Annotated in this window: 27 protein-coding genes and 4 pseudogenes; 17 read left to right on the top strand and 14 right to left on the bottom strand. The window is 36.8% G+C overall.

From position 1 onward, the window contains the following. Positions 1–9: 9 nt before the first annotated feature. Both LZ575_RS20090 and LZ575_RS20085 read left to right on the top strand, forming a co-directional pair. A pseudogene (locus LZ575_RS20090) lies at positions 10–382 on the top strand (sulfite exporter TauE/SafE family protein); the annotation flags it as partial. A gap of 128 nt (positions 383–510) precedes the next feature. Then, positions 511–1849: pseudogene (locus LZ575_RS20085) on the top strand (MBL fold metallo-hydrolase). A 172-nt stretch (positions 1850–2021) separates the two neighbouring features. Here the strand turns inward: LZ575_RS20085 and LZ575_RS20080 are convergent. From LZ575_RS20080 to LZ575_RS20070, 3 genes are all read right to left on the bottom strand, one after another. After that, the gene (locus LZ575_RS20080) at positions 2022–2477 is read right to left on the bottom strand and encodes an OsmC family protein (RefSeq protein ID WP_235326841.1); all 456 of its coding nucleotides are present in this window, start codon (positions 2475–2477) and stop codon (positions 2022–2024) included. 336 nt (positions 2478–2813) lie between these two features. Continuing rightward, positions 2814–3203 (bottom strand): DUF302 domain-containing protein, encoded by a 390-nt coding sequence (locus LZ575_RS20075; RefSeq protein ID WP_235326839.1) that lies wholly within the window; start codon positions 3201–3203, stop codon positions 2814–2816. Between the two features lie 97 nt (positions 3204–3300). Beyond that, positions 3301–3987, bottom strand: coding sequence for an aspartate/glutamate racemase family protein (locus tag LZ575_RS20070; protein WP_235326837.1), 687 nt, complete (start codon positions 3985–3987; stop codon positions 3301–3303). 358 nt (positions 3988–4345) lie between these two features. Between LZ575_RS20070 and LZ575_RS20065 the strand changes: the two are divergent. From LZ575_RS20065 to LZ575_RS20050, 4 genes and pseudogenes are all read left to right on the top strand, one after another. After that, a pseudogene (locus LZ575_RS20065) lies at positions 4346–4908 on the top strand (YeeE/YedE family protein). A 3-nt stretch (positions 4909–4911) separates the two neighbouring features. Continuing rightward, positions 4912–5325: a YeeE/YedE family protein gene (locus LZ575_RS20060; RefSeq protein ID WP_235326835.1), complete on the top strand. Its 414-nt coding sequence runs from the start codon at positions 4912–4914 to the stop codon at positions 5323–5325. Between the two features lie 61 nt (positions 5326–5386). Next, entirely contained in the window at positions 5387–5548 is a 162-nt protein-coding gene (locus tag LZ575_RS20055) for a hypothetical protein (protein ID WP_235326833.1), read from the top strand. A gap of 91 nt (positions 5549–5639) precedes the next feature. Then, on the top strand, positions 5640–6644 hold the full coding sequence (locus LZ575_RS20050; protein WP_235330784.1) for an APC family permease: 1005 nt from the start codon (positions 5640–5642) through the stop codon (positions 6642–6644). Between the two features lie 120 nt (positions 6645–6764). Here the strand turns inward: LZ575_RS20050 and LZ575_RS20045 are convergent, their stop codons facing one another. From LZ575_RS20045 to LZ575_RS20035, 3 genes are all read right to left on the bottom strand, one after another. Further along, positions 6765–7484, bottom strand: a complete 720-nt coding sequence (locus LZ575_RS20045; protein ID WP_235326831.1) for an AraC family transcriptional regulator — start codon at positions 7482–7484, stop codon at positions 6765–6767. Between the two features lie 258 nt (positions 7485–7742). After that, positions 7743–8501 carry an SDR family NAD(P)-dependent oxidoreductase gene (locus LZ575_RS20040; protein ID WP_235326829.1) on the bottom strand — a complete coding sequence of 253 codons (759 nt, stop codon included), beginning with the start codon at positions 8499–8501 and terminating at the stop codon, positions 7743–7745. A 505-nt stretch (positions 8502–9006) separates the two neighbouring features. Next, positions 9007–9159 (bottom strand): SDR family NAD(P)-dependent oxidoreductase, encoded by a 153-nt coding sequence (locus tag LZ575_RS20035; RefSeq protein ID WP_409187229.1) that lies wholly within the window; start codon positions 9157–9159, stop codon positions 9007–9009. Positions 9160–9457: 298 nt separating this feature from the next. Here LZ575_RS20035 and LZ575_RS20030 point away from each other — a divergent pair, with 298 nt between their 5' ends. The 8 genes and pseudogenes from LZ575_RS20030 to LZ575_RS22985 all read left to right on the top strand — a co-directional run bounded on the left by LZ575_RS20030 (position 9458) and on the right by LZ575_RS22985 (position 15320). Continuing rightward, positions 9458–10012, top strand: coding sequence for a TetR/AcrR family transcriptional regulator (locus tag LZ575_RS20030; protein WP_235326827.1), 555 nt, complete (start codon positions 9458–9460; stop codon positions 10010–10012). Positions 10013–10064: 52 nt separating this feature from the next. Continuing rightward, a pseudogene (locus LZ575_RS20025) lies at positions 10065–10971 on the top strand (NAD(P)/FAD-dependent oxidoreductase). 11 nt (positions 10972–10982) lie between these two features. After that, complete coding sequence (locus LZ575_RS20020) at positions 10983–11228, top strand: hypothetical protein (RefSeq protein WP_235326825.1); 246 nt, start codon at positions 10983–10985, stop codon at positions 11226–11228. Positions 11229–11502: 274 nt separating this feature from the next. Beyond that, positions 11503–12237, top strand: coding sequence for a phage integrase SAM-like domain-containing protein (locus LZ575_RS20015; protein WP_235326823.1), 735 nt, complete (start codon positions 11503–11505; stop codon positions 12235–12237). Positions 12238–12330: 93 nt separating this feature from the next. After that, on the top strand, positions 12331–12513 hold the full coding sequence (locus tag LZ575_RS20010) for a hypothetical protein (protein ID WP_235326820.1): 183 nt from the start codon (positions 12331–12333) through the stop codon (positions 12511–12513). Positions 12514–12896: 383 nt separating this feature from the next. Then, the gene (locus tag LZ575_RS20005) at positions 12897–14162 is read left to right on the top strand and encodes an IS256 family transposase (protein WP_409187182.1); all 1266 of its coding nucleotides are present in this window, start codon (positions 12897–12899) and stop codon (positions 14160–14162) included. 103 nt (positions 14163–14265) lie between these two features. Then, complete coding sequence (locus LZ575_RS24445) at positions 14266–14580, top strand: low temperature requirement protein A (protein ID WP_409187228.1); 315 nt, start codon at positions 14266–14268, stop codon at positions 14578–14580. A gap of 65 nt (positions 14581–14645) precedes the next feature. After that, positions 14646–15320 carry a low temperature requirement protein A gene (locus LZ575_RS22985; RefSeq protein ID WP_255702708.1) on the top strand — a complete coding sequence of 225 codons (675 nt, stop codon included), beginning with the start codon at positions 14646–14648 and terminating at the stop codon, positions 15318–15320. A gap of 395 nt (positions 15321–15715) precedes the next feature. Here the strand turns inward: LZ575_RS22985 and LZ575_RS19995 are convergent, their stop codons facing one another. Continuing rightward, complete coding sequence (locus LZ575_RS19995) at positions 15716–16480, bottom strand: TrkA C-terminal domain-containing protein (RefSeq protein ID WP_235326818.1); 765 nt, start codon at positions 16478–16480, stop codon at positions 15716–15718. A gap of 529 nt (positions 16481–17009) precedes the next feature. Then, entirely contained in the window at positions 17010–17210 is a 201-nt protein-coding gene (locus LZ575_RS19990; RefSeq protein ID WP_235326816.1) for a hypothetical protein, read from the bottom strand. 297 nt (positions 17211–17507) lie between these two features. Between LZ575_RS19990 and LZ575_RS19985 the strand changes: the two genes are divergently transcribed. Both LZ575_RS19985 and LZ575_RS19980 read left to right on the top strand, forming a co-directional pair. Continuing rightward, on the top strand, positions 17508–18227 hold the full coding sequence (locus LZ575_RS19985) for a putative quinol monooxygenase (protein WP_235326814.1): 720 nt from the start codon (positions 17508–17510) through the stop codon (positions 18225–18227). A 952-nt stretch (positions 18228–19179) separates the two neighbouring features. Beyond that, positions 19180–19734, top strand: coding sequence for a hypothetical protein (locus LZ575_RS19980; RefSeq protein WP_235326812.1), 555 nt, complete (start codon positions 19180–19182; stop codon positions 19732–19734). A 315-nt stretch (positions 19735–20049) separates the two neighbouring features. On the opposite strand, the gene LZ575_RS19975 is transcribed toward LZ575_RS19980, so the two are convergent. From LZ575_RS19975 to LZ575_RS19965, 3 genes are all read right to left on the bottom strand, one after another. Continuing rightward, positions 20050–20313 (bottom strand): hypothetical protein, encoded by a 264-nt coding sequence (locus LZ575_RS19975; RefSeq protein ID WP_235326810.1) that lies wholly within the window; start codon positions 20311–20313, stop codon positions 20050–20052. Between the two features lie 131 nt (positions 20314–20444). Continuing rightward, a complete protein-coding gene (locus tag LZ575_RS19970) occupies positions 20445–21149 on the bottom strand; it encodes a hypothetical protein (protein ID WP_235326808.1) in 705 nt (234 codons plus the stop codon). Between the two features lie 204 nt (positions 21150–21353). After that, entirely contained in the window at positions 21354–21815 is a 462-nt protein-coding gene (locus tag LZ575_RS19965; protein WP_235326806.1) for a hypothetical protein, read from the bottom strand. Positions 21816–21983: 168 nt separating this feature from the next. Here LZ575_RS19965 and LZ575_RS19960 point away from each other — a divergent pair, with 168 nt between their 5' ends. Continuing rightward, the gene (locus LZ575_RS19960) at positions 21984–22238 is read left to right on the top strand and encodes a hypothetical protein (protein ID WP_235326804.1); all 255 of its coding nucleotides are present in this window, start codon (positions 21984–21986) and stop codon (positions 22236–22238) included. Between the two features lie 303 nt (positions 22239–22541). On the opposite strand, the gene LZ575_RS19955 is transcribed toward LZ575_RS19960, so the two are convergent. From LZ575_RS19955 to LZ575_RS19945, 3 genes are all read right to left on the bottom strand, one after another. After that, entirely contained in the window at positions 22542–22895 is a 354-nt protein-coding gene (locus LZ575_RS19955) for a hypothetical protein (RefSeq protein ID WP_235326802.1), read from the bottom strand. Between the two features lie 86 nt (positions 22896–22981). Further along, positions 22982–23809 (bottom strand): hypothetical protein, encoded by an 828-nt coding sequence (locus LZ575_RS19950; protein ID WP_235326800.1) that lies wholly within the window; start codon positions 23807–23809, stop codon positions 22982–22984. Then, positions 23802–24368: a hypothetical protein gene (locus LZ575_RS19945; protein ID WP_235326798.1), complete on the bottom strand. Its 567-nt coding sequence runs from the start codon at positions 24366–24368 to the stop codon at positions 23802–23804. The genes LZ575_RS19950 and LZ575_RS19945 overlap by 8 nt, the downstream gene beginning before the upstream one ends. Positions 24369–24470: the final 102 nt, after the last annotated feature.

Genomic DNA, 24470 nt, shown 5'->3' with positions numbered 1-24470 from the left:
ACAGGCACAAAGGTTACATACAATTACCCCTTAATTATTGTAGAAGGTATTGTGGTAGGAGTACTAACTGGAATAGTTGGTGCCGGAGGAGGATTTTTAATTATTCCTGCTCTAGTCTTACTTGCCAAATTACCTATGAAAAAAGCAGTCGCAACTTCCCTCCTTATCATAGCAGTGAAGTCTCTCATAGGATTTATAGGTGACGTGGAAAACCTGGAAATTAACTGGATATTTCTTTTAGTCTTTACTCTACTCGTCTATTTTGGGAATTTTCCTTGGAGGCTATCTCAATAAGTTTATAAATGGTGAAAAATTGAAAAAAAGTTTTGGTTGGTTTGTTCTGGTAATGGGAATTTATATTATATGGAAAGAGCTTTTTTAATCGATCAATAACATTTGTAACAATTGTTACTGTATAAATTTAATAAGGAAACTATTTTTGTAGGAAATAAATGGAAATCCAGCTTTTTCAGCCTTTTTCATTTCAATTGATATACAATACAAAGAATTATGAATATAAAACAATTTAAAGACGATCCATTAGCACATTATTCCTATGCTATTGTAAGTGAAGGTAAAATGGCTTTAATTGATCCCAGTCGTAATCCGCTCCAATATTACAGGTTTGCCGAGGAACAGAATGCAAAGATTACAGCAGTTTTTGAAACTCATCCTCACGCCGATTTTGTGAGCGGGCATTTACAAATTCACCAGGAAACCGGAGCAACTATATATGTAAGTGAAAAGGTGGGAGTTAACTATCCTCACGAACCTTTTGATGAAGGAAACTCGGTGAAGATTGGAAAGATTAATATACGCCCCCTTCACACCCCGGGTCATTCCCCGGACAGTTTAACATTTGTTGCCGAAGAAGCTTGGTAAAACTGCTTTGTTCACAGGCGACACGTTGTTTGTTGGCAATGTTGGGAGGCCCGATCTTAGGGAAAAAGCCGGAAATATGACTGCTAAACGAGTAGAACTTGCAAAGGCTATGTATAATACCATGCAAACAAAATTTAATAACCTTCCCGATGAAGCGCTTGTTTTCCCTGCTCATGGCGCCGGATCATTATGCGGAAAAAATATGAGTGATTCTCCTTCCAGTACTTTAGGGGACGAACGAAAGGGAAATTGGGCTTTTAAAGAACAAACAGAAGAAGAATTTGTCGATGAGATCCTTAAGGACCAGCCTTTTATTCCCTCCTATTTTGGATTTAATGTAGATCTAAATAGAGACGGTGCAGGGAATGTACAGCGGGAGAAATATCGGGTGCCGCTAAGATTAAATGTAAATGAGGTGGAAGAGGGAATTACCATCGTAGATGTAAGAGACGGGGATTCCTACAAAAAAGGGCATCTTCCAAATAGTATTAATATTATGTCGCGAACCGAAGGTGACAAATATGAGACCTGGCTGGGAGCCATAATTGAGCCCAATGAACCTTTTTACCTGGCAGTAAACTCTGTAGGCAATATCGATGAGCTGTTGGAAAGAACAGCAAAAATTGGTTATGAAAAGCAAATGAAAGGAGTAATTACTTTAAGTGAGAAAGTTTCTGTAACCTCAGATCATTTTGATCTTCAAAATTTTAAAGATCACAGGGATAAGTACACCATTGTAGATATAAGAAATGAGAGTGAACTGGCAGAAGGTAAGATCTTTGAAAACGCTATTGGAATTCCGCTGAACGAACTTAGAAATCGTGCTGATGAATTACCAGAAGATAAACCTTTTGCTGTACACTGCGCTGGTGGGTACCGATCTGCTGCTGGAAGCAGTATTTTAGAGAACAAATTTAAAGATCAAAAGGTATTTGATCTAAGTGAAACAATTCAGGATTTTAAATAATAAGTAAATAAAAAGAATGGATTAAAAGAGGTTGCTTAGGTATTGGCAGCCTCTTTTTTTACGTAATAATATTGCTAAATACCCTTAAAACCAGAGCGATTAGCAGCAGAAGATCTTGCTGAACCTTTCAATGAAATTACCCGGTTAGTGCAATTGCAGCCGGGTACTAAATTTATAATATAACTGTGTGATTTTCTAAGATAAGCACTTCAGTTTGCAGATGCACTTCAGAAGATATGGAGTTTGAAATTAAACAGGCTTTTTCAGCTTTGATCAGGACCTTTTCGGCTTTTTCACGGTCTTCCTCATTGGGAATTGTGAGAACTGGTTTAAGAAAAATATCTGTCATTGCATATTTTCCATCCTTCCTGTCCAAAATTCCTTCTGCAGGACAGGTCAAGCTGGTAAATACCAGATTGGAATTTGCTGCAATTGCTAAAAAAGTTGTCATAAAACAACTGCTCACTGCAGCGGTAAAAAGATGTTCCGGGGACCAGATATCGGGGATTCCTCCCGGAAATTCCGGTGGAGTTGCCACTTCTATTTTCTGGTTCAAAACAGGGGAAGAAACTTCACCTTTTCTATCTATCGTCCATACCAGGTTTACCAGATATTTATGTGCTTCCATAATAGTTTGTTTTACAATTTAAAGGTAGGATAGCTATTTCTTAAATTTTATGATCTGTATCAGGTCCTACCTACAATAACCGTAAAACGATTTCCTGCAGCGAAGTCCTGACCGGGGATTATTAAGGTTGTTTTGAATCTATCAGCAGGAATTAGGCCCCGTGGGTCATTCAAGCTATTATTCGCTTCAGCAGTACCGGGAAAGTTCCTGTAGCTTGGTTAGATAGATAATACTTTTTAATAAGTAAGATTTTTTTTGGCTGAAGGAGAAAATTAGTTTCAGGAGTAGCAGCGAAAACCTTCAGAAAAATTCATTTGAAAAATGGAAGCTTTCAATTCAGGAGAGTCGTTCAATAACAGTTTGCAGTTTTGCCCGAACCAGTTGTGCAATTCCTTCCAGGTCATCATTGTCTATTGCTGTCATGGAAGCAACAGGATCTACGGCAGAAACTTCTGTTTTACCATTTTTCAATTCCTGAATTATAATATTACAGGGAAGCATTGTGCCTATCTTACTTTCCGCAGAAATCGCTTTGAGGGCCATCTCGGGATTACAGGCACCAAGTATTTTGTACTTCCTGAAATTTATATCCAATTTCTTTTTAAAAGTTTCTTTCAGATCGATTTCAGTAAGAATTCCAAATCCTTCTTCTTTGAGTTCTTTTGTAATAATACCCATTGTCTCTTCAAAGGATTTGTCAAGGACTTTTGAAAAATAGTAGCTCATAATCCGGATTTTTAAATTTCTTTAAATCAGTTTATATCATTCGGGGCAAAAAATGAAATGCTATTCTAAGGTATTTCCACAAGCCGTACAGAACTAGCTAATTCTCCTCTAAGATGAAATTGGCAGCCATTTGTGCATGAAGATTTGTGGTAGCAAGCAAAGGCAGATCAAAATCTTTTTGATCAACAAGCATTGGAAGCTCAGTACAACCCAGGATAATTCCCTCTGCGCCTTTTGTCCGCAGCAATCTCATTTGCTCCAGATAAAACTTCTTTGCCTCTTCAGTAAAAATTCCTTTTGTAAGTTCATTTGAAATAAAATCGTGGTTTCCATCTATGTACTCACTATCCGGAATTATGGTTTCTATATCGTATCTCTTTTTTAAAGGAGAAGAAATAAAATCTCCCGTCATAGTTGGCCGGGTGCCGAGTAATCCAAGGTTTGACAGGCCTTTTTTTCTGGCTTCACCCCCAATAGCATCGGCAATGTGTAGAATTGGAATATTTATTTTCGGTTGTACAAAATCGTACACCAGGTGCGGTGTATTGGCACAGATGAGTATAGCTTTGGCTCCAGCTGTTTGCAGTGTTTTTGCAATTTCCAGATACTTATTATTGATCTTTTCTACATTATGCTCCCTCATAAGCTCCACATTCAGGCTATAAATAAGTAATTCGGGATTTGCCTGCTTTCCCATTTTATCTCCTACCATCTCATTTATGAGACGGTAATAAACTATTGTAGAATGCCAGGAGGTGCCTCCTATTAAACCAATTTTTTTCATACTTATAAAACTTTCTAAATAAGGTCAATAACCAAAAATAATGCATTAGTTAATTCAATTAGGTTTAATTTATTCATTTAACCTATGCTTATAAGTTTTGTTTGTAATTTGTGTCCTGGAACGAAAGTGCCTAAAAGAATAAAATTAAATATCACTTGTGGTGCGGGAAGCTAACTTCAAATTTTTTTCACATTAGTAACTTTATTAACTCACTTACCCTTTAATTTTTGATATCATAATTTCCTGCGCAGAGTTTTTTAAAACCTAAAAAGCCCGGAGATTTGGGCGTCGCACTGTAACATTTGTTACTGTCTCCTTATTAAAATCGTGTTTTCTTTGCAGCCATAAAATAGATATAATGAATTGGATTTTAGAACCCTGGCCCTGGTATATTGGAGGACCCTTAATTGCAGCCATAATGTTCCTGCTTTTGTTTGGAGGTAAAAATTTTGGAATGTCATCAAACCTGCGCACTATGTGTACTATAGCTTAAGTGCCGGAAAGAGATTTGACTTTTTTAATTTTGACTGGAAATCCCAGCGCTGGAACCTGGTAGTCGTTGCTTAAGTGCTATAATAGGCGGATTTATAGCCGCAAATTCCCTGAGCACAGATACTGCCGTAAAAATTAACCCCGATACTGTTTCTACTCTGGAAAGTATGGGCTTTGAAAGTGCAGGAGAAGCCTACCTTCCCACCGAACTTTTTGCAAATGATGCTTTTACCGATCCTAAAGCTCTCTTGATTTTGCTCATTGGTGGCCTTCTTATTGGTTTTGGTGCAAGGTATGCTTAGCGGCTGTACTTCCGGTCACGCCATCTCTGGTCTTAGTAATCTACAGTTGCCTTCCCTAATTGCTGTTATTGGATTTTTTATTGGTGGTCTACTAATGGTTCACCTATTGTTCCCATTAATTTTTTAGATTATGAAGTATATTAAATTCTTAGTTATAGGTATAGTTTTCGGAATTGTGATGTTCAAAAGTGAAGCGGCATCCTGGTTTCGCATATATGAGATGTTTCAATTTCAATCATTTCACATGTACGGCATAATGGGATCTGCCCTTACTTTGGGAGTTATTGGAACCTGGCTTATCAAAAAATATAATCTTAAATCTATAGATGGCGAACCTATAAAGTTCACACCTAAGAATAAAAGCTTTAGTCGCTATATGTATGGTGGTATCCTTTTTGGATTAGGTTGGGCACTTGCAGGTTCTTGTCCGGGTCCAATCTACACCCTTATTGGAGCAGGTTATTTACCAATTCTTGTAACTTTATTAGGTGCATTACTGGGAACCTTTATTTATGGACTCCTCAGGAATAAGTTACCTCACTAGATGGTATTTTTTAATTTTAAACAGGAAGAAATGGGAATACCTCAGCTATATTAAAATTAGTATGGAGGAAAAACTTAAATTTGAATTACTTCGGAATTTAACCCTAAAAGATGCTGTGGCCGTTGGTTTGGGTGCCATAATTGGGGCTGGAATCTTTGTGGTCACTGGTGTGGCAGCAGGGGTATCGGGCCCTGCTTTTATTGTAGGTCTATTGGCTGCTTAGCCTTATTGCGACTTGCAATGCGTTGAATTCTGCTCAACTGGCTGCTATTTAGCCTCAATCGGGTGGAACCTATGAATATGGTTACAGATTAATAAATCCTGCTTTTGGTTTTTCTGCTGGCTGGATGTTTTTAATTAGCAAATTGTCAGCAGCAGGAGTAGTTGCCATTGGGCTCGGCAGTTATTTCTATCAGTTAGTCCCCGTAGCTTCACCATTGGTCCTCTCAATATTTGTATTAATCTTTCTCACCATTGCAAACCTCCTGGGTATTAAAAAGGCAGGAACACTAAATATTGTTATTGTAGCATTCACCCTTCTTTCGCTCTTCTATTTAATTATAAGCGGAATACCAAATATTCAGCCTCAAAATTTTGAACCTTTTGCTCCCTTTGGGATATCGGGAATTGCAGAGGCCGCTGCTCTACTATTTTTCGCCTTCACAGGTTACGCCAGGATAGCAACTCTTGCAGAAGAAGTATTGGAACCTAAAAAAACCATACCCAAAGCAATTATAATTACAATAGTAACTGCTATTATACTTTATGCAGCAGTTTCAGTGGTAGCAGTAGGAGTGATTGGAGTAGAAAAAATGGCAAATAGCACCTCGCCTTTACAATTAGTTGCAGAAGCTTTGACAACCCCCGGTATTAAAGTTATAACCACCATTGGTGCTTCTACTGCAATGCTGGGAGTGTTACTTAGTCAAATTCTGGGGATAAGCAGAATGATGTTGGCGATGGGACGAAGAAAGGACCTGCCCCCATTTCTGAATAACGTACACTCGAAGTATAGAATACCGCACACCGCAATATTTTTAACAGGTGCTGTAATATTAGCCCTTACTCTGCGGGGAAATTTTGAGTTTATAGTAAGGTCGGCCAGCTTTACGATTTTACTTTATTACAGCATTACAAATTTTGCTGCCCTAAAACAGCCTCGCAAGGAAAGGCTGTACGGGAGAATAATTCCATTTTGCGGGTTGGCAGGATGTTTAATATTGTCCGTTTCCCTGCCTTTCAATGTGATCCTTATGGGTATTGAATTACTTGCTACAGGATTCGTTTTTAGAGCTCTTCTGCATAAGTCTTTAAGGTAACCAGAATTTCCTTCAACTTTTGTATACAAGTCTCAGGTTCAGCCTTTTTTAAAATTCTAAAATCAGAATAAAGAAGGTAATTGTAAAAGTTTATTATTTGGTGTAGCCAATTGTGATATTTCAATTAAACATCGCGCGAAATTCCAGCGGCGTCTGTTTGGTCTTAGTCTTAAATAATTTACTGAAAGATTGGGAATGTTCAAAACCTAATTCATAAGCAATTTGACTGACTGATAAATGTGTTGTGGAAAGTTTTTCTTTGGCTTTTTCTATCAATTTGTAGTGTATGTATTGTTTGGCATTTTGACCGATAAGAGATCGTAGTAGATCACTTAAATACCCTGCTGAAATATTTAGCATTTCAGCCAAATAATGAACTGTTGGAATCCCCTGAACCAGGGTTTTTTCACTGTTAAAATAATTGTCCAGAATCAGTTCTGCTTTTTGTAACAAATCGTGATTTACTTGTTTTCGGGTAATAAACTGCCGCTTGTAAAAACGGTCGGAATAATTTAGCAAAAGCTCAACTTGTGAGAGGATTACATTTTGGCTGAATTCGTCTATCCTGTTCGCCATTTCTTCCTCTATAATTTCAAATAGTGAAAGAATGGTTCGTTTTTCAGCATCAGACAAATGCAATGCTTCATTAATGGAATAGTTGAAAAAGTGATACTGCTTGATTTTTTGTACCAGGGAATGGCCTAAAAGGAAGTCAGGGTGCAATAACATAATGTAGCATTCAGGGTTCTCTTCATAAACAACATTTCCTACCAATTGATTAGGGGCAAGAAACATTAAACTCCCTTCGTCAAAATCATAATAACTTTGCCCATACAGCATCCTTCCTGAACGGTCTATTACGAACGTAATTTTGTAAAAACTTAATACATCATAAATTGCCGCATTCTCCGGATTAAAAGGATTTTTTTGCTGAAATGGGTTAGACTCACCAGAGGATGCTGTGGTTTAGGGAGTTTAAATGCCCGGTGTATTTCTGCAATTGAACTAAAGTGAATGATGTTTCTTTCTTTTTTCATTCTATAAATTTAAAAAAATATGCCTTCCAAATCTATTCAGAAAAAGAAGGCATACTATTGTTTACCAGGGAAGAGATTCCTGGTTAGGTCCGGTGAATTGTCCTGAAACCCCACTTCCATCCAGTGCAACACGAATGGGTTCTTTTGAACCTTCTTCCACCGTATCGATTCCCTGGAAATTGTTAAGTGCAGTCGCCGTAAAGCCCGGGCTAACGGCATTTATTTTGATATTCGTCCCCTCAAGTTCAATGGCCAGTGAAACTGTTATGGCATTCATTGCTGCCTTGGAAGCACCGTAAATAACATCAAAATTGTTCCTGTAAGGATTAGAAGGATCCTGATTTAAGGTAAGTGAGCCCAGACCGCTCGATACATTAACAATTCTTGGAGCAGAAGCATTCCGAAGAAGCGGAAGAAAAGCCTGTGTAACTGCTAAAGCACCAAATACATTGGTATCCCATACCATTTTCATTTCTGAAATTGATGCCACACTGGGCATTTGTGCAGTAAGCATTTCCTCCATACTACCTTTTCGGGTTCCCGCGTTAGAAATCCCTGCATTGTTGACTAAAAGATCAAGTTTACCGAATTTCTGTCGAATTTCTTCCGCAGCAGCGTCAATGGTATTTTGTTTAGTAACATCCAATTCAATTATCCTTGCATTATCTCCCAGTTTACTCGCGGCATATTTTCCTTTTTCCACATTTCTCGCGCCCACATAAACTATATAGTTGTTTTCTGCCAGGGCTTTAGCGATTTGAAAGCCGACTCCTGTATTTGCTCCTGTTACCACAGCAATTTTGTTCTGTTCTGTTTGCATAATTTTTTCTTTTACGTTAATTATTCAAATTTCCTTTAAAAATTAAACAGGGTTGTAGTAGAACCAAGGACTTTTGTAGCCATTTTGGGGATAATGTCGTTACCTGTTGTGCCTGAATCAATATAATTTCAGAAGAAGGGATGTAAGACATAACAATATAAGCCTGAAGCTGGCATTGTTACCCCGACAGCATCACTATTTTAGCTGAACCAAATATTGAATATCTATTTTATTCTGATGCTGAATTAAAAAAATCCAGTTTTATAAAATAGCAGCTAATAAAGATTCCTATTCCATTCGGTATATGTAACTTTTAGAAATAATTAATACTGAAAATCAATTTATTTCCCCGGATTTAACTTCTCAAACTGACCTTGTATCGTGGCGTTATTGACCTTACTCTGTTCAGCACTAAGTGCATAACTTAATTCAATATTCCCCCTTTTCATTTGTTCAAAAATCGAATCAAGGAATTGGCTTACCTGCGGCGCATCATCGTGCAGGCCTATCCCAGATCGGTATTCAGTTTTGGCGGAATGATTTCAATAACTTCTATTCCACTATCCTGCAGTTGATGCCTCAATGAAAGTGTAAATGAGCGGAAGAATGCTTTGGTCGCACTATAAACAGGCACTTTCGTTAATGGAACAAATGCCAGCCCCGATGTTACATTGATAATTGTTGTGAGGGATGAAAGTTTAAGAAATAACCCGGTTAGATGAAGTGGTGCCAGAATACCAAAAATTCAACACATATAAAAAATTGTCATTTAGCGCTGTTGCTGTTTGCAGAAACGACGTAGAAAAAATTGCTCCTAATAAAGGAAGTACTATGACAATAGAATCTTCAGAAAACTATTTTCTGAAAAAGAACTTTTCACGAGATCAAGGGAGATATCCGGAATTATTCAGACAAAAAAATGTCACAAATTTGAGAAATGTTTATACCTTTGCCTTATGACTGATACCAAAAAACGGATCATAGAATCTGCTATTAAGATCTTCAATGAGGACCTTTCAGCTCCTTTACAAAAGGTAGCAGATAATGCAGATGTGACCAGAAGAACACTGCATCGTTACTTTAAAGATCGTAATGAACTTGTGGCAGTCTGTAAACAAGCTATCGAGGCAAGTTGCAAGAAAGCCATGATAGCGGCTATTGAGAGTAGCGATGATGCCCTTGTTCAATTAGAAAGGATGCTTTACGCGGGAATTGATTGCGGCGCAAAATATTCAGTTTTTTATAAACTGCACCAAAGTAAAGGTCATAACCATACCCACCAAAATAAGAATTGTGCAGATTACGATCATATCTACAACCAATTCGAACATATTATCGTTGAATTACAGAAAGAAGGAAAAGTGAATCCAAATATGTCTCCGGAATGGATACAGGTTTTACATTCGGGAATTATAGAGAGTACAGTCAACGCAAGAGACACCACAAATAAAAGTTTTGAGGAAATCAAGGATCTCGCCTGGGTATCTTATATCAAAGCCATAGCACCTTAAAAAAATTTACATCAATATGTCTCATTTTTGAGACAATTAAATTTTGAAAATTATGAACACTAAAAATTATGAAGTAATTATTGTTGGCGGAAGTTACGCCGGACTTTCAGCAGCGATGGCCTTAGGGCGTTCCCTGAGAAAAGTTTTGATCATTGATAGCGGTCTACCCTGTAACAGGCAGACGCCGCATTCGCATAATTTTATAACTCAGGATGGAGTACCACCTCAGGAAATTGCGGCAAAAGCCAAAGAACAGGTTTTAAAATACAGGACAGTAGAATTTGCCAATGATTTGGCGGTCTCTGCGGAAAAAAATGAAGATGGTTTCTCTGTTTTCACTGAATCGGGAGAAAAATATTTTACCAAAAAGATCATTTTGGCCACCGGAGTAAAGGATCTAATACCCGAAATAAAAGGGTTCCAGGAATGTTGGGGAATTTCAATGATCCATTGCCCTTATTGTCACGGCTACGAATTTCGAAATAAGAGAACAGGTATTATGGCCAATGGGGAACGTGCTTTTCACCTCGCCTCCCTGGTGAACAACCTAACTGATAATTTAACCATACTGACGACTGGCAAAGCCAATTTCACAGCCGATCAAATAGCAAAACTGGAGTCTCATAAGATAGCTATCGTTGAAACTGAAATTTCAGAAATTGAGCATCAGGATGGGTATCTCCAAAAGGTCCTCTTTAGTAATGGAGAAAAAGCGTCTTTTGATGCGATTTATGCAGGGTTTCCCTTTACTCAACATTCAGACATCCCGATTTCTTTAGGCTGTGAATTAACAGAATATGGCCATATCAAGGTCAATGAACAACAACAAACAACTATTGAGGGTATCTACGCCTGTGGGGACAATTCAACAATGATGCGTTCTGTGGCTACTGTCGTGGCAAATGGAAATCTCGCTTAGCGCCATGGTCAATGCCGCATTAACGAAAGAAAATTTTTAATAATACAGCCCATGATTGAAATATTCACCACCAATATTCCTAACCAAAACCTGGGAAACGAAATAATAAAAATCCTTAAAAGGTCCTTTTTTGATCTAAAGATTGACTTTGATATAGAAGCACCCATAGGAAACTATCCTTGTGATCATAGCATTCTACGGGTGGAAGGTAAGTCTATCGATCCTCAGGGTATCGTCTCCACTTTAAACGATATTGGATATAAGTGCCACATTTTGGAAGACAAAATATGTCATTAAATGAATCATTTAATATTGAAAAATTTTTGATGGTGATGAATCTTAAAGTTCTTCGGCATTGAGAAACCTGAAATTAAAAAACCTGGAAGGATAAAATAGCCCTATGTACCTTTGCGCTGAATTAGGGAAAATGGAAATTTTTATAAACATGCCAGGGTATGTGTGTTTAATCTAAACGTTTAAATAGACTATAAAAAAATCTATTTTCTTTTTGAACCCTTTCTAAATATAAGACCTGTCCACCTTCCGGGTATTAAGATATTTTTTTAAAAGTTTGATCAATTCATTTTTATCTATGGGTTCGTCACCCAAAAAGAAGGTTATTGCAGATATACAACAAAGAAGAAGGAGCAGGGTTAGCAAGACACGTAAAGGCGAATATTCTTTTATGGACGGTATAAATCATTTCAAGAAAAATAAAACTTTGAAATTCCGTGATATCGATCAAGCCTTTCTTGAAAAATACAAAACTTTCTGTTCAGTTTATCTAAATCAGAAAATGCGCACTATTACAAATCAATTAATTTTTATAAGAACCCTTTTTAATATTGCCATAAAAGATGGGATTGTTGCTCCCAAATTTTATCCGTTTTCAGGAGAAAAGGAGAGAATTCGAATTGGCTCTGGAAACAAAATCGGTCTTACAATAAAGGAAATTGAAAAAATAGAATCATTAAGATTTGAACTTCAATTATCAATCTGGCATACGCATAATATATGGCTGATTGCTTTTTACTTTGCTGGAATACGTATCTCTGATGTGGTAAAATTAAAATGGTCAGATTTAAAGAACAATAGACTTTATTATGTTATGAATAAAAATGAAAAGCCCTTAAGTCTTAAAATTCCGGATAAAGCCAATACCATATTAAATTATTACAGAAAGAACCAGGCAGAAAATAACGGATATATCTTTCCTTTTTTAAAGGATGCCAATTATAAAGATGAGGAAGATATTTTTAGAGAGACAAGAAATGCAACAAAGCTATTTAATAAATATTTGAAATGAATTGCCAGCCAATGTGGTATTCACAAGAATTTATCAAATCATATTGCCCGTCATACTTTTGGAAACATTGCCGGAGATAAAATACATCCGTTAATGTTACAAAAATTATATCGCCATAGTGACCTAAAAACCACGCTAAATTACCAGGCCAACTTTATTCATAGAGATGCAGATGATGCACTGGACAGTGTAATTAATTTTTCAATAACGCTGACAAAACTTAATGAGAATAATCTCTTATCATGCCTTAAGCTTAAGATAGCGGTTAAGGAGTAGCCAATCCCGAGCAGATGACGGGGGCAACTTTCGGCTGATAAGGAAGGCATTATCCAATATTAATCTGCAATTAAGTCCCGTGTTAGGCGGGACTTAATTTTATAAAATTGCTAATATTACTTCTAAAGAAGATTAATTAGCAACTAATTATCCTAAGATTTATTATTAACCAGATGCAGAAGCACTTGATTGTTGAAGGTAATTTAGTACATTTGGGCAATAGACTAATGGTAACAAGTATGCAGGCTTTCCAGGAAGGTCAATTGGTTGCTGAAGGAAAAGTCGTTTACAATTTCATTAAAAGTAAATCCTGAAAATTGAAGAGGCTGTAAAGTAAACTCTGTCTGAATTGAATTATTTATTAATTTCATTCAGATAGAATTATGATTACAAAAGAACAACAAGAATTCGAGAAGAAGGTACTTGACCAGTTCATGTCTGGCAAGAGCCTTTTTGGTGCAGACGGTGCTTTTGCACCCATGCTAAAAAATATTATTGAGAAAGCCCTTGAGGCAGAGATGGACTCCCATCTGAATAGTGATGAACGCTCCAAAGGGAATAAGCGCAATGGCAAGGGAAAGAAAAAGCTAAAAAGTGGCTTTGGTTCCTTTGATATTGAAACTCCTGAAGACCGTCAAAGCAGCTTCCAACCGGAACTGGTCAAAAAACGACAGACAATCCTGGCGGATAATTTTTCAGAAAAAATCATCGGTCTTTATGGACTTGGGATGAGCTACCGTGACATCTCGGGGCATATTAAGGAAATGTATGACACCGATATTTCCCATACCGTTTTAAGCCAAATTACCGATCAGATCATTCCTGATATCAAAGCCTGGCAAAGTCGTCCACTAGAGCCGCTCTACTGCATTGTTTGGCTTGATGCCATGCATTATAAAGTTAAAGTGGATGGGAAAATCACCCATAAAGCACTCTATAACATTCTGGGTATTACAAAAGAAGGGAAAAAGGAAATTCTGGGTATGTATATCTCTGAGAGCGAAGGTGCTAATTTTTGGCTACAGGTTTTAACCGATCTTCATAACCGTGGATTACAGGATATTCTAATTGCCTGTACAGATAACCTCAAAGGCTTTACACAGGCCATCTTAAGCGTTTATCCAAAGGCTCAGGTTCAGCTTTGTATTGTACATCAAATTCGTAATTCACTGAAGTATATCGCCTCGAAGGATCAAAAAGAATTTATGAAAGATCTGAAAAAGGTTTATAGGGCCGTCACTAAAGATGTAGCCGAAGATGAGCTATTGAATCTGGAAGAGAAATGGGGAAGTAAATATCCTGTAGTCATTGAAAGCTGGCAGCGTAACTGGGAACAGCTATCTCAATATTTTCAATACACTGAGCCCATTAGAAAGATTATTTATACCACCAATGCCGTAGAAGGCTTCCATCGTCAGATCAGGAAAGTTACCAAGACCAAAGGTGCTTTCACTAATGATATGTCACTACTCAAGCTAGTCTACCTGGCTACAAGAAACATTGAGAAGAATTGGACTGCTCCTTTGCATAATTGGAGCCTTACGATTCAGCAATTTTATATTAAATTTGGAGACCGGATACCGCTGGCCATAAACGCCAATTCCTCTGGGGCTAGCCCCAGAGGAATTGAAATACTAGACAGAGTTTAATTTACAGACCCAAATTGAATATTTGGAATATTTTCTAAAACACCGACATGCTACCTGGCTCGAACTATTCTTCGACCTTGTTTTTGTATCCAGCATTGGAGTAGTGACTCATAATCTGGCGCATACTCATAATAACCATTTAACTCCTGAACAGATTTGGCTATTCCCTTTACAATTTATTATAGTCTGGTGGATCTGGATCGTACATACCTTATTTTCCAATCGATTCAATCATGATAATAGGACTGAAAGAATCTTTAGTCTTACAATTATGTTCTTGATGATAATCATGTCTGCATTTTTTGGAGATGATCTCTTTCAGGATTATCCTGCCTTTGTCGGTTTTTATACGGTTATAAAGTTAATATTGGTGTTTTTATTTTTTAGAGCATCTAATCAAGACTTAAGCACTCTGTAAGTTATGCTAGGAAAAGTGGTTATATAATTCTTTTAGGCACGGGAATTTCAGCTATTTCCATTTCCATGGAAACCCCCTTAAGGGAAATTATTTTGGTTTCCGGAATTCTATTTGAAATGCTCGGTATTTATCTTGTAAGTACACGGAATTTGGAGAAACCAAAACCAGTCCATCGCGAACATATGGTAGAACGAGTAGGATTGCTTTCAATAATCCTTCTAGGAGAATCTATTATAAGTCTTACAGGCACTTTAAGAAGTGTCAATTGGGACATTTTAAGTATTGTGGCAGCAGTTACGGGTTTTATTATGATTGGCCTTATTTGGTGGATATATTATGATAGTTTTCATGTCAATGAACGGATTAAATCTATGACCAACGGGTTTCCTATGTTGTATTCCCACTTGTTTTTAGCTATGGGTTTTGTAATCTTGGCTAATGTGATTCGACATGCTATTTTAAATGATCTAAATATGAATGAGTTTAGAATTCTGGCGATTACGGGAATGAGCTTTTTTTACATCGGAAAACAAACCGTTTATGTTGTTTTTATTCCTCCCTTCCGTAAAAGTATGACAATTAATACACTAGTATGTATTTTTATAACCATAGCATCAACTTATTTGCCAAAAATAGAATATGCGCTTGTTGGAATTACAATGGGTATGCTGTATTACACTTTGGCCAATTTCAAGTTTACCCTAACCAAGGATATATCTGAGTATGTTTCGAAAGAATAAATATATATAGGCGTGCGTACAACGTGCCCGGCTATAAAACGGATTGGAGTTTTTCCGTTGTCCGTTTAGCAGGTTCTGTATTATACAAGGAAATAAATTATTTCTTCCAAAAAAAGCCATTTTTGAATAACTGTTGTTGCAAGCTTTTAGTCAGACTGTGGTTCTCCAAACAGGATTATTGCTCCTTTTCACCAGAATGTTCTGAGTTAAACCCATTTTTCTTGTTGAAAAAGGAAAAATATTGAGGTCCAGGAATATTATAAAAAAAGCCCTCTATTTTACTACAACGTCTGGGTAAGCTAAAAATATGGATGAAGTGATATTTCTTCATTCATTCTCCGAGAGGTACACGAGATAAAAGCATATTTTACAAAAATACTACCTGAAACAGCGTATTAAGTCTTATTCATTCGTTGCACTTGCTGCCGCTGTCCATCAAGATCACGCATATGCTCGGCTTTTGCTTCACGATGGGCTGCTTGATTACCTAACGCCCGGGTAGAAAGTTCAGTCAGGCGATTTTTTCGACCATATAGGACAAGCAGATCTCCAGTCCGAAGGCGGAGTTCCCTTGGTGGAACCCCAATGTAGTCTTCGCCAGACCGCTTGACTCCGAGTACGAGAACACCCTCATCTTCCAGGCTGAGTTCACCTATCGTGCGGTTCGCCAACCAGATATGTTCCCCAATTTCAATCTCAACAATGCGATAATCCTCTCGAAGATGAAGCAAAGCAGCATAATCTCTTAAATCAAGCGTGGTGTAGCGGGCTAATAACCGTTCAATAATAGGCGTAAGAATTCGGTTGAATATCCGGCTTCGCGCCATTCTTAAGATCACAAATATTCCTAACACCAGTACCAGCAAACGCTCCGGTGTTGCCTGTCCGGCTCCAACGAACGAGAGCAGTAGTGTTGCAATGGAAGTCACTACACCTACAGAGCCGAGCCGAATAAGTAAAGAAGCAATCCTGCGTCGTGCTGGATGTTGCACGATGTTCTCTGCTTCGCCAGTTGTGAATCCCGCACCCGAGAAGGCTGAGAGCGCTTGAAATTGTGATACTTCCTCCGATAAACCTGTCATCATAAATGCCACGGCACCTATGCGGATCACCAGCATAGAGAGTGCTAAAACAATGAGAAGGGAAACCACAGAAATCATGGCAACTACTTTTTTTGGAACAAGACCTCAAAATATAACTATAATAGGCTGCAAATTTACAGTCTATCAATCGTTAGGTTTTAAGAATTCATTAAAACAATCTGTTATAAATATAAGAATTTTGTTTGAGCATAACTGCGAATGGCAGAACAACCGGGTCAAAATTTCCTAAAACGTCTTGGGGATTCGTCAGAGTAGAGAACCTGAATTTGTCAGCTTAGTATTGGTTTGTTGGTCAAGTTAATTATTTTCTTACTAACGGAGCCGCTTATTGGCGATGAACCGTTGTGTGTGCCTTGAATGGTAAATATAGTTCTTATAAAAGAATGTCCCAAAGGGTGAAAGTCCCGAATGCACGGTAGTAAAGCACCAAAGCATTAGTAAGTCGCAAGCTTGTTAAGGGTGACCTTAGAAGTGAAGTAAGCGAGACTACAAAAATCTGAACCGACGAACAGGAACAGGATATGAGGCATAGTTGCTTGGGTAAGTAAGCACATCATTACAAAGCCCTAAACTTTAAAAGGAGCACCTATGTAGATTCTGCGGGCTTAGATTGAAGGGTATTTACCTTACCAAGGGAGATCTCTGTAGCTACGTGTAGCAGAACAGAGAAGTCAGCCGAGGTCATAGTACCTATAGCCACGAACTGTGCAAAGCACAGAAGTCTCACAAGTAGGGAAGGACTGAATGTGACCCTTCTTGAAATTAGATTAGGAGCATTGATTTTCATTATTGGGTGATCGATTCCCTAGAAAATTTGTAGCCTAATTATAAAGTAAGGAATAGTTTTAATCGGTGTAAAGAGCGATTAGAAAGATGGGTTACAAACCGCCGTATACGAGACCCGTATGTACGGTGGTGAGAGAGGCGAACTCCGCTCCTATTTTGGGCGTAGCCGTCTACTCGATTATGAGCTTTTTTACATTTTTCATTGTCACTGGAAAATTGTCCATGCTTAGGTCTCTTATATCCATTCCAAGGCCCCTTATTTAGTTCTACATTTGTAGTGTAACAAAAATAAGTCAAAATGAAATTTAAAAGTTTAATCAAATTAAGTAGCTTAGTTCTAATTCTAGGGATAACAATTCAAACATTTTCTCAATCTAAAAAAAGTAATATTATGGACAACACAAAAAATGAAAAAATCGGATTATTAGTAATCATGAAAGCGAAAGAAGGTAAGGAGCAAGAAGTGAAAGAGTTTCTTCTAGGTGGTTTATCATTGGTAAATGCAGAACCAAAAACTGAATCTTGGTTTGCATTTCAAATAGATGAACAAACTTTCGGAATTTATGACACATTTGAAACTGAAGAAGGCAGACAGGCACACTTAAAAGGAGAAGTGGCAAAAGCCTTATTGGCCAATGCTGGAGATCTTTTAGAAGGTTTTGATTCTAGCAGAGACATTAAGACCGTTGATGTTCAAGCAAGTAATCATAAAGAGGGTAATCAGAATAAGGGATTGTTGGTGATAATGAAAGCCAAAGAAGGAAAGACATCTGCAGTGGAGGATTTCTTACAAGCGGGCAAGTCATTGGTAAGTTCTGAGCCTGCAACTTTATCATGGTATGCTTTTAAAATCAATGAAGAAACCTATGCCATTTTCGATACGTTTGCAGATGACGCTGGCAGAGATGCTCATTTGACAGGGAAAGTAGCAGCAGCGTTGATGGAGAATGCGCCTGTAATTTTGGAAGGCTTTGATGCTTCAGCAATTCAAAAAATTAACATTATAGCTTCAAAATAAATATTTGATTTAAGAAAGGAGTGCTTTTGGCACTCCTTTTTTTTTAAATTTGAATGAAAAACTAATAAAGACTTTAATTGGTTAAAGCAGCAAGGTTATGAGATTTCAAAACCGGAATAGAAAATTTTACCTGATCCTAGTCTAAGACTAAGTTCATAAGATTCACGGTTAAATGAGATTAATTAATATCAATTAAAAATTTGTTTTTGAATAAGGCGTTATTCTGTACCTATTCTGTACCCGGTGCAAAAAAGAAAGGCTCCACATTTCTGTGAAGCCTTGTCTTTGCTAGTAGCGGGAAAAATTGAAATGTCGAACGATTTCATAAGAGATTTAAGGACCATCGCTAAACTTTTAAATTATGAATAGAGTTTGTATAGTATTGGACAAAAGATAGGAGAACCATAGATTTTTAATTCCGTACGTCATATCATAAAATTCGTATTCATCCCCTCAATTCCCGAAGTATTAAAAGCTTGATGTCAAACAACTCATTGGTATTTTGGGCTTTCCGATGTACCCAATCTGAAAACCAAGGTAAACAAATGAGTTATGACTTTCCCCTCCCTCCCTGCCGTGGAGGGCCTTCCTCCCGTATCCCCGCTTACGGGGAGGGGTTAGGTACCCAGGATAATGGATATCCAGGTTTATGTCTGAAATTCCGAATCCAATCACTCAAAATCTTTTTGTAGGGGTGCAAATAGAAATTGTGCCTTTCGGAGAAGCTAAGAGGCCGTTCAAAAAAAAATTAATTTTTTTTGTGGTGCAAATTATTCAAGTTCAATTAATTATAAAAAAAATGAAAAAAATGAAAAATAAAAAACTTTCCTTTTTGCATCTCGTGGATATATATGTTTTCACAGGGTGGAGGAATTGGTCCCCTTGTCCTGTGCGTTGCATAAGCCGATGAGGTTTTTGCATTTAATAATAAATTAAATCAAACACGAAGAGTATGACTGAAAAGGAAAATTACGAAAGGCAATTAGAGTATTTTTATGAGAATCTTAAAAATAAGAAGTATTATACTTCAACAGAGGTAATGACAAAGCTGGGAATTTGCCTTAGAACCTTCAGGTATAGAATAGCTAAACTGAGAATAAAGTATGCTAATGTGCCGAGCCTGTTATACAAAAAAGATAACAAATGGTATATACATCGGCAGTTACTTCAGGAGTTTGTTCCTATAAAGCGAAGAACTAAAACGTTATTCAACAAAGACTGGAATACTTTGGTGACATGGATTACCCGTGAAAATTATGACGGGGAATATCATGTACAATTAGCAACGGAAATAAAAGAAGCTTTTCCGAATGGTAACTTTGATTACGTTATTGAGCAGACCAAGGGAGGTATAAATCACACCCATTTGGTGAGTGATTTGTCTGTTCAGGAATTAAAGAAACCAGTAGATGAGATTATCAACAATTATATTCCAAAAACTGACTATCGTCTTCAGGTTGAGAAGGTGAAATCAAGAGCACTAACCCGTAACTATATGGACAAATAAAAACCCACATAGCGGTACCTTTATTGTCCTTTTTGATACCTATAACCTTAGTATATGACAGTGTAAACCCTGGGATGCAAATATTGCAATTTCGGGGTTTTACTATTTTTAGAGCTGTTTTATACCCCGTAAAAGCAGGTATCCATTCGAAGGCCGTTATAAAATCCAGGTTAAATTTAAATTCCCTTTTTTTTAAACAATCTTCACTAGTAATAATTAAGCGACTAAGCCGAATTTTCTGGTTAAATTAGATGTTTAAAGAAACATCGGGCACGTTTGCCCAACTGCTATAATTTCATTCTATGTGCGTTACAATTATGAATAATGAACAGATAACTCTTGGTCAAGGTTTAAAGCTTCTCTCATTCGCTTAAGAGTGTAATTTCGGTTTGAATCCGCTAAGTCCCTCTCTAAGTCATTAATTGTTGATACTATCGTATCATCTTCTGAAAATTTAAACCATAATCCAGAATCTGAATCGGTATCATTAACAGCTTGCTTATGCATATCTTCAATGGTACGTAACCTTTCAATAAATTCGGTAAGTTCTAATTGTCCCTGAAGGTAATCATTAAACAAAATACTTATTCTGTGGCTATATTGATTCGGATTTATCATCACGATACTATAATTAAAATTTCAGCTGATGGTGTTACTTCAGCCATATCAAATCTACAATCCTATCTTTTAATGACATCATTCCTGAGCCTTTATTGTTTAGCCTCATAAGTCAAAATGTCGCTAATATAATTCAATAAAGAAATAACCTTTAATGAATTCATTTGTGAGGCATAATCGAAATCTTCCCCGTGAAGTATTTCGTGTCTGTTGAGTCTTAATGGAAAACTATTTAATTTGGTCCAGTGAGAATTTATTGAAGAAGTTTCCTTCAAAGGCACCAAGAATGGCTTGAAAAATACCTCCTCTTCATTAAATGCTTTTGCGATTTTTGGCTTCCTAATCTTCACCCCCTTAATTTCTTCTGTTGTGAAGAAAATGTTCCCAGTTAACTCTTTACAGACACCATCTACTTGTGTCAGGAATAAAGTTATAGATGAGTAATACCGTTTTTCTCTATGGTTTTGAAATGCTTCTTGTAAGACCATAGTTCTATGCGGATACCTTCCGACCAAACGTCTCTCTATACTTTCCAATTCATCCTCATAATATTTTATTAGAAAATCATCTACCTCCCTTTGATTGCCTTTCTTAATTTCCCTTGCCAATTCTACGGGAGTTTTAGGAAGAGAATCATAGCCGAAGTACCATCCGTACCTGCACAATTGCCAAAAAGCTTCAGGAGATTCTTCTTCCAATATTTTGCCTGCTTCCAACAAACCAGGCATTGATTTACTAATTTTATCAAATACCTCCTTCCAGCGATTTTGCCATTCTTCCAGTCCTTCTTTATCCATACTTTTTTGATATCACCCGTATGTTATATCGGACGGGATAACTAAAGCTTTCAACAGGGTCCAGAGATTTCTTCCGCAGAAGGACTGGTCCGTTTGGTCTTCACCATTCAAATTAAATTTAATAAAATTCCTACACATTAGATACATAGCAAGCTACATTGTCTTTACCGTGATATCACAATTTGAATTAAAATCGGGAGTGTCCTAATTAGATTTAAGATTAGGTTTGTCATACAACTTAGCTGTTTCAGCTTGTACATATCTCACCATTTCTTGCTCTTTAGAGGTAAGGTCTTCCCACTGAGTTTTACGTTTTTTTCTCTCATGCTTCGCTTTTAACTCATTAGCTCTAGTGTAATCCACCCGATAGATATCATTTTTCTTCACCCATCCCGTAGGTTCATCTCCAGGTAGTAATTTGATATTGTAACCGATAACTTCTCTAATAAGCGCAATTGGTATTAAAACAATAAAAATTATGAGACATAAGGGAATGGTTAATACTGCTCCAAAAAAGCCTAAATCACCTGCAAAATTACTTCGGGGTAATCTGCTCTTAGCTTTGTTTACTGAGTTCAGCCATTTAGATGCTTCTAAGTCATACCTGAGATTGGTTATGGGTCCATTGTCATTAGGTCTCCACGAAAATTTGTTTTCTAAAGGCATAGCTCTTATATTTTAATATCAACTACAAGTAACTTAATTTCAGTGCTTTACACCAGTTTAAGTTGCTAAATGTTTATTAAAAAGCTGCCAGATTATCAACAATCTCTTACCTTGAACAGAGTATCAAAACATTGAAATAAAATTCACGCCCTTTTTACCCTGCCTGGTATGGAAGAAAGAAGTTATACCCTTTATGAATTTAAGTTACTTCCCGAAGTGGAGCAGTTCTATTTAGTTTTTAATAGGGGCACTTTTGTTGATTCTGTGTCCAACGGGTCTAAAACTTTTGCCTTGTATGCTATTGACAAATTTTTTGTAGAGCTTGTGTTTGACAAGGCTACCAACTCCATTAAAGAAAAGCGTGAATTTATTGAAGGAAAGCTAATGGATAAATATGTTAGCTTCAAATGGAATGAAAACTAGGTGATCCTGCCGGGTCCGGCAGGATCTCTGAGGTGCTTTGGCATTAATAATAATAGTGAAACAGATAATCAAATTGTAATAAATTTCATTTTACAAACTATTACAACGCCTTCTACATCCTGGAATATTAGGACTATAGTAGAATTCAAAGACAATAAGGTAGATTAAAAATTTATGATTTGGAGAAATGTGTTTGTCCCCTCAGGCCAATATTCTCCTAAATGGAATGAAGGTGCTTTTCACGTAACAAACCCATAGATGATGATAAATGGTAAATAAAGTCACGACCTAAAGGCAAATTTTTTAATCTCCTTTTGGTATCAACCTGTAGTTATAGATTACGCTTTCAGTCCCAATAATAGAGCTTTTAAGTTTATTACCTTTTTCCTGTAAGATAAGTTCAGGAGGAATTTTAACTCTATTTATATTATTTAGAAAATTTTTGGGATAGGTCGTGTTTGGTGAACTTTCAAAGAAGTACTCTATTTGAATGATGTCTTCCTCTGAATTATTTTCATTAATTATCCCGATAAAACCAAATCGTCTAATACTCTTATCCAGTACATCCAGGTTTTTTTCAATGGATTCAATGAAAAGATGACTATCAATTTTTTTTAGCTTGTCTATTACCAGTCTTTTCTTATTGTTAAATGTCATACCCTGTAAATTTAAATTGGCCTATTTAATTTAATATTTATAAAACCAATCAAGTCTTAGTTTCATTTTTTTCCAAATTTCAACTATTAATTTAAAATTGGAATGAGTTTTTCCCTTTCTGACCAATTAATAGCTTCACGACCAATATGTTCCTCAAGCAGGTTGAGCTGTTTGCTAATTTGATTTTGTACATATCCATCTGCAGTGTTATTTACCAAGACTATTTTGTTTTCGATGTATTCATTGTACCTAGATAAGGAAGCTAACTCAAAATTCATATTAGCACTTGCAATACTGTTCCTGAAATTTGAAGGGGTAGAACCAGTAACATAGGTAATTATGCTTAACCTGTTTTTCCTTTCTAACAGGGCACTAAATCGAACGGAGCGGAAATCTTTTTTGTCCAAGGGAGCTCTAAATCTTTTTTGGTACCTTGGAAAATTTGAACTAATATATGATGTGGCTTTGGTCCTGAAGGATTCCCGTTCCTCTTTCTCCTTTTCATCTTCAAATTGCACAGTTGCCGAAGATGCACACACGGAAACAAACTGAGCCAACTCGTATACCAGGTTGGGTACTAATCTCTCTTCGATTGTTAGTTTGTAGTAGTGTTTTATCCCTTGTTTATCTAGTGTCCTCTTGACCTCATAATAGGCTTCGAAGTGGTAAATTATCTTAAGCAAACATTGATTCTCATAATCCAAATGAGATTCATAGGCTTCGGAATTTAAAAGACCTCCATCGGAAACAATGTATTTCCCGCCTCTTTCGGTTACAAATATTGATACAAATTTATTAGTAGTTGTAGAGTACGGGGTACTTATTTCAATTGTATCTTTTCCCCGTAACGTAAACGACCACAACTGACCAAAGCTATCCTGAACATTCAGGGCAATTTTTTCTAATCTAGACATACTCTACCCCATCAGTTGGGTCATCATTATTTAAGTCAAAATCTAATTCTGTAGGTGGAGTTTGTAAAACCTTCAAATAATTTTTAGACATATAGTATGTTTGTGATTCATCACTATAGTGAGCCATACATAAGGTTATATCATTTAATAAAGCTTCACGTTCGGTTTCTTTATTAAGGGCTTCCGTTTTATATGCGATGTTTCTTCCTTCAGCATCGAATTTATGAAAGTGCGGAGTATAAACTTTTTGCTGTGGTAACTCAACACCTGGAATCCTGTTATAATGCGGCTGCCCAGCAGAATCAAATCTGAAAAATGGCTTATTAATATACCCAGGAGCCATTAGTCTAAATTTAAAATCCCTCTTATTACCAATTTTCGATTCCACAACTAATTTCATTTTTTCAGGTATATTAACTGGTAACACATCCACTTCTTTAGTACGGGTATTAGGATGGTTGCTTTTAATTTCATCAAGCATTATTAAAGGTGTGGACGTGTTCTTGGTATCTTTTAATAATTCTTGGTACTTTGTGTAACTCTCCTTGATTTCCTTCATTGTTGGCCTGTTAATGGCAAAATTATAAATAATGAATAGCGGGAATATAGGGATTCCGAAACACTAAAGTATTAAATTTAAGAAGACAATGAGACGTGATTA

Source organism: Antarcticibacterium sp. 1MA-6-2 (assembly GCF_021535135.1).
Lineage (GTDB): Bacteria > Bacteroidota > Bacteroidia > Flavobacteriales > Flavobacteriaceae > Gillisia.
The sequence above is the reverse complement of the archived record's forward strand: the minus strand, read 5'-3'. Positions and strand labels throughout refer to the sequence as shown.

What these genes read in the sequence shown, in the direction of transcription:
- LZ575_RS20020 (WP_235326825.1), top strand. Translation starts at nt 10,983, where the DNA reads ATGATTGAAATATTCACCACCAATATTCCTAACCAAAACCTGGGAAAC.
- LZ575_RS19980 (WP_235326812.1), top strand. Translation starts at nt 19,180, where the DNA reads ATGACTGAAAAGGAAAATTACGAAAGGCAATTAGAGTATTTTTATGAG.
- LZ575_RS20070 (WP_235326837.1), bottom strand. Translation starts at nt 3,987, where the DNA reads ATGAAAAAAATTGGTTTAATAGGAGGCACCTCCTGGCATTCTACAATA.
- LZ575_RS20045 (WP_235326831.1), bottom strand. Translation starts at nt 7,484, where the DNA reads ATGCTGTATGGGCAAAGTTATTATGATTTTGACGAAGGGAGTTTAATG.
- LZ575_RS19945 (WP_235326798.1), bottom strand. Translation starts at nt 24,368, where the DNA reads ATGAAGGAAATCAAGGAGAGTTACACAAAGTACCAAGAATTATTAAAA.
- LZ575_RS19960 (WP_235326804.1), top strand. Translation starts at nt 21,984, where the DNA reads ATGGAAGAAAGAAGTTATACCCTTTATGAATTTAAGTTACTTCCCGAA.
- LZ575_RS19965 (WP_235326806.1), bottom strand. Translation starts at nt 21,815, where the DNA reads ATGCCTTTAGAAAACAAATTTTCGTGGAGACCTAATGACAATGGACCC.
- LZ575_RS20005 (WP_409187182.1), top strand. Translation starts at nt 12,897, where the DNA reads ATGATTACAAAAGAACAACAAGAATTCGAGAAGAAGGTACTTGACCAG.
- LZ575_RS19985 (WP_235326814.1), top strand. Translation starts at nt 17,508, where the DNA reads ATGAAATTTAAAAGTTTAATCAAATTAAGTAGCTTAGTTCTAATTCTA.
- LZ575_RS20075 (WP_235326839.1), bottom strand. Translation starts at nt 3,203, where the DNA reads ATGAGCTACTATTTTTCAAAAGTCCTTGACAAATCCTTTGAAGAGACA.
- LZ575_RS19950 (WP_235326800.1), bottom strand. Translation starts at nt 23,809, where the DNA reads ATGTCTAGATTAGAAAAAATTGCCCTGAATGTTCAGGATAGCTTTGGT.
- LZ575_RS19970 (WP_235326808.1), bottom strand. Translation starts at nt 21,149, where the DNA reads ATGGATAAAGAAGGACTGGAAGAATGGCAAAATCGCTGGAAGGAGGTA.
- LZ575_RS20030 (WP_235326827.1), top strand. Translation starts at nt 9,458, where the DNA reads ATGACTGATACCAAAAAACGGATCATAGAATCTGCTATTAAGATCTTC.
- LZ575_RS20010 (WP_235326820.1), top strand. Translation starts at nt 12,331, where the DNA reads ATGTTACAAAAATTATATCGCCATAGTGACCTAAAAACCACGCTAAAT.
- LZ575_RS20055 (WP_235326833.1), top strand. Translation starts at nt 5,387, where the DNA reads ATGGAGGAAAAACTTAAATTTGAATTACTTCGGAATTTAACCCTAAAA.
- LZ575_RS19990 (WP_235326816.1), bottom strand. Translation starts at nt 17,210, where the DNA reads ATGAAAATCAATGCTCCTAATCTAATTTCAAGAAGGGTCACATTCAGT.
- LZ575_RS19995 (WP_235326818.1), bottom strand. Translation starts at nt 16,480, where the DNA reads ATGATTTCTGTGGTTTCCCTTCTCATTGTTTTAGCACTCTCTATGCTG.
- LZ575_RS20060 (WP_235326835.1), top strand. Translation starts at nt 4,912, where the DNA reads ATGAAGTATATTAAATTCTTAGTTATAGGTATAGTTTTCGGAATTGTG.
- LZ575_RS20080 (WP_235326841.1), bottom strand. Translation starts at nt 2,477, where the DNA reads ATGGAAGCACATAAATATCTGGTAAACCTGGTATGGACGATAGATAGA.
- LZ575_RS22985 (WP_255702708.1), top strand. Translation starts at nt 14,646, where the DNA reads ATGGAAACCCCCTTAAGGGAAATTATTTTGGTTTCCGGAATTCTATTT.
- LZ575_RS20040 (WP_235326829.1), bottom strand. Translation starts at nt 8,501, where the DNA reads ATGCAAACAGAACAGAACAAAATTGCTGTGGTAACAGGAGCAAATACA.
- LZ575_RS19955 (WP_235326802.1), bottom strand. Translation starts at nt 22,895, where the DNA reads ATGACATTTAACAATAAGAAAAGACTGGTAATAGACAAGCTAAAAAAA.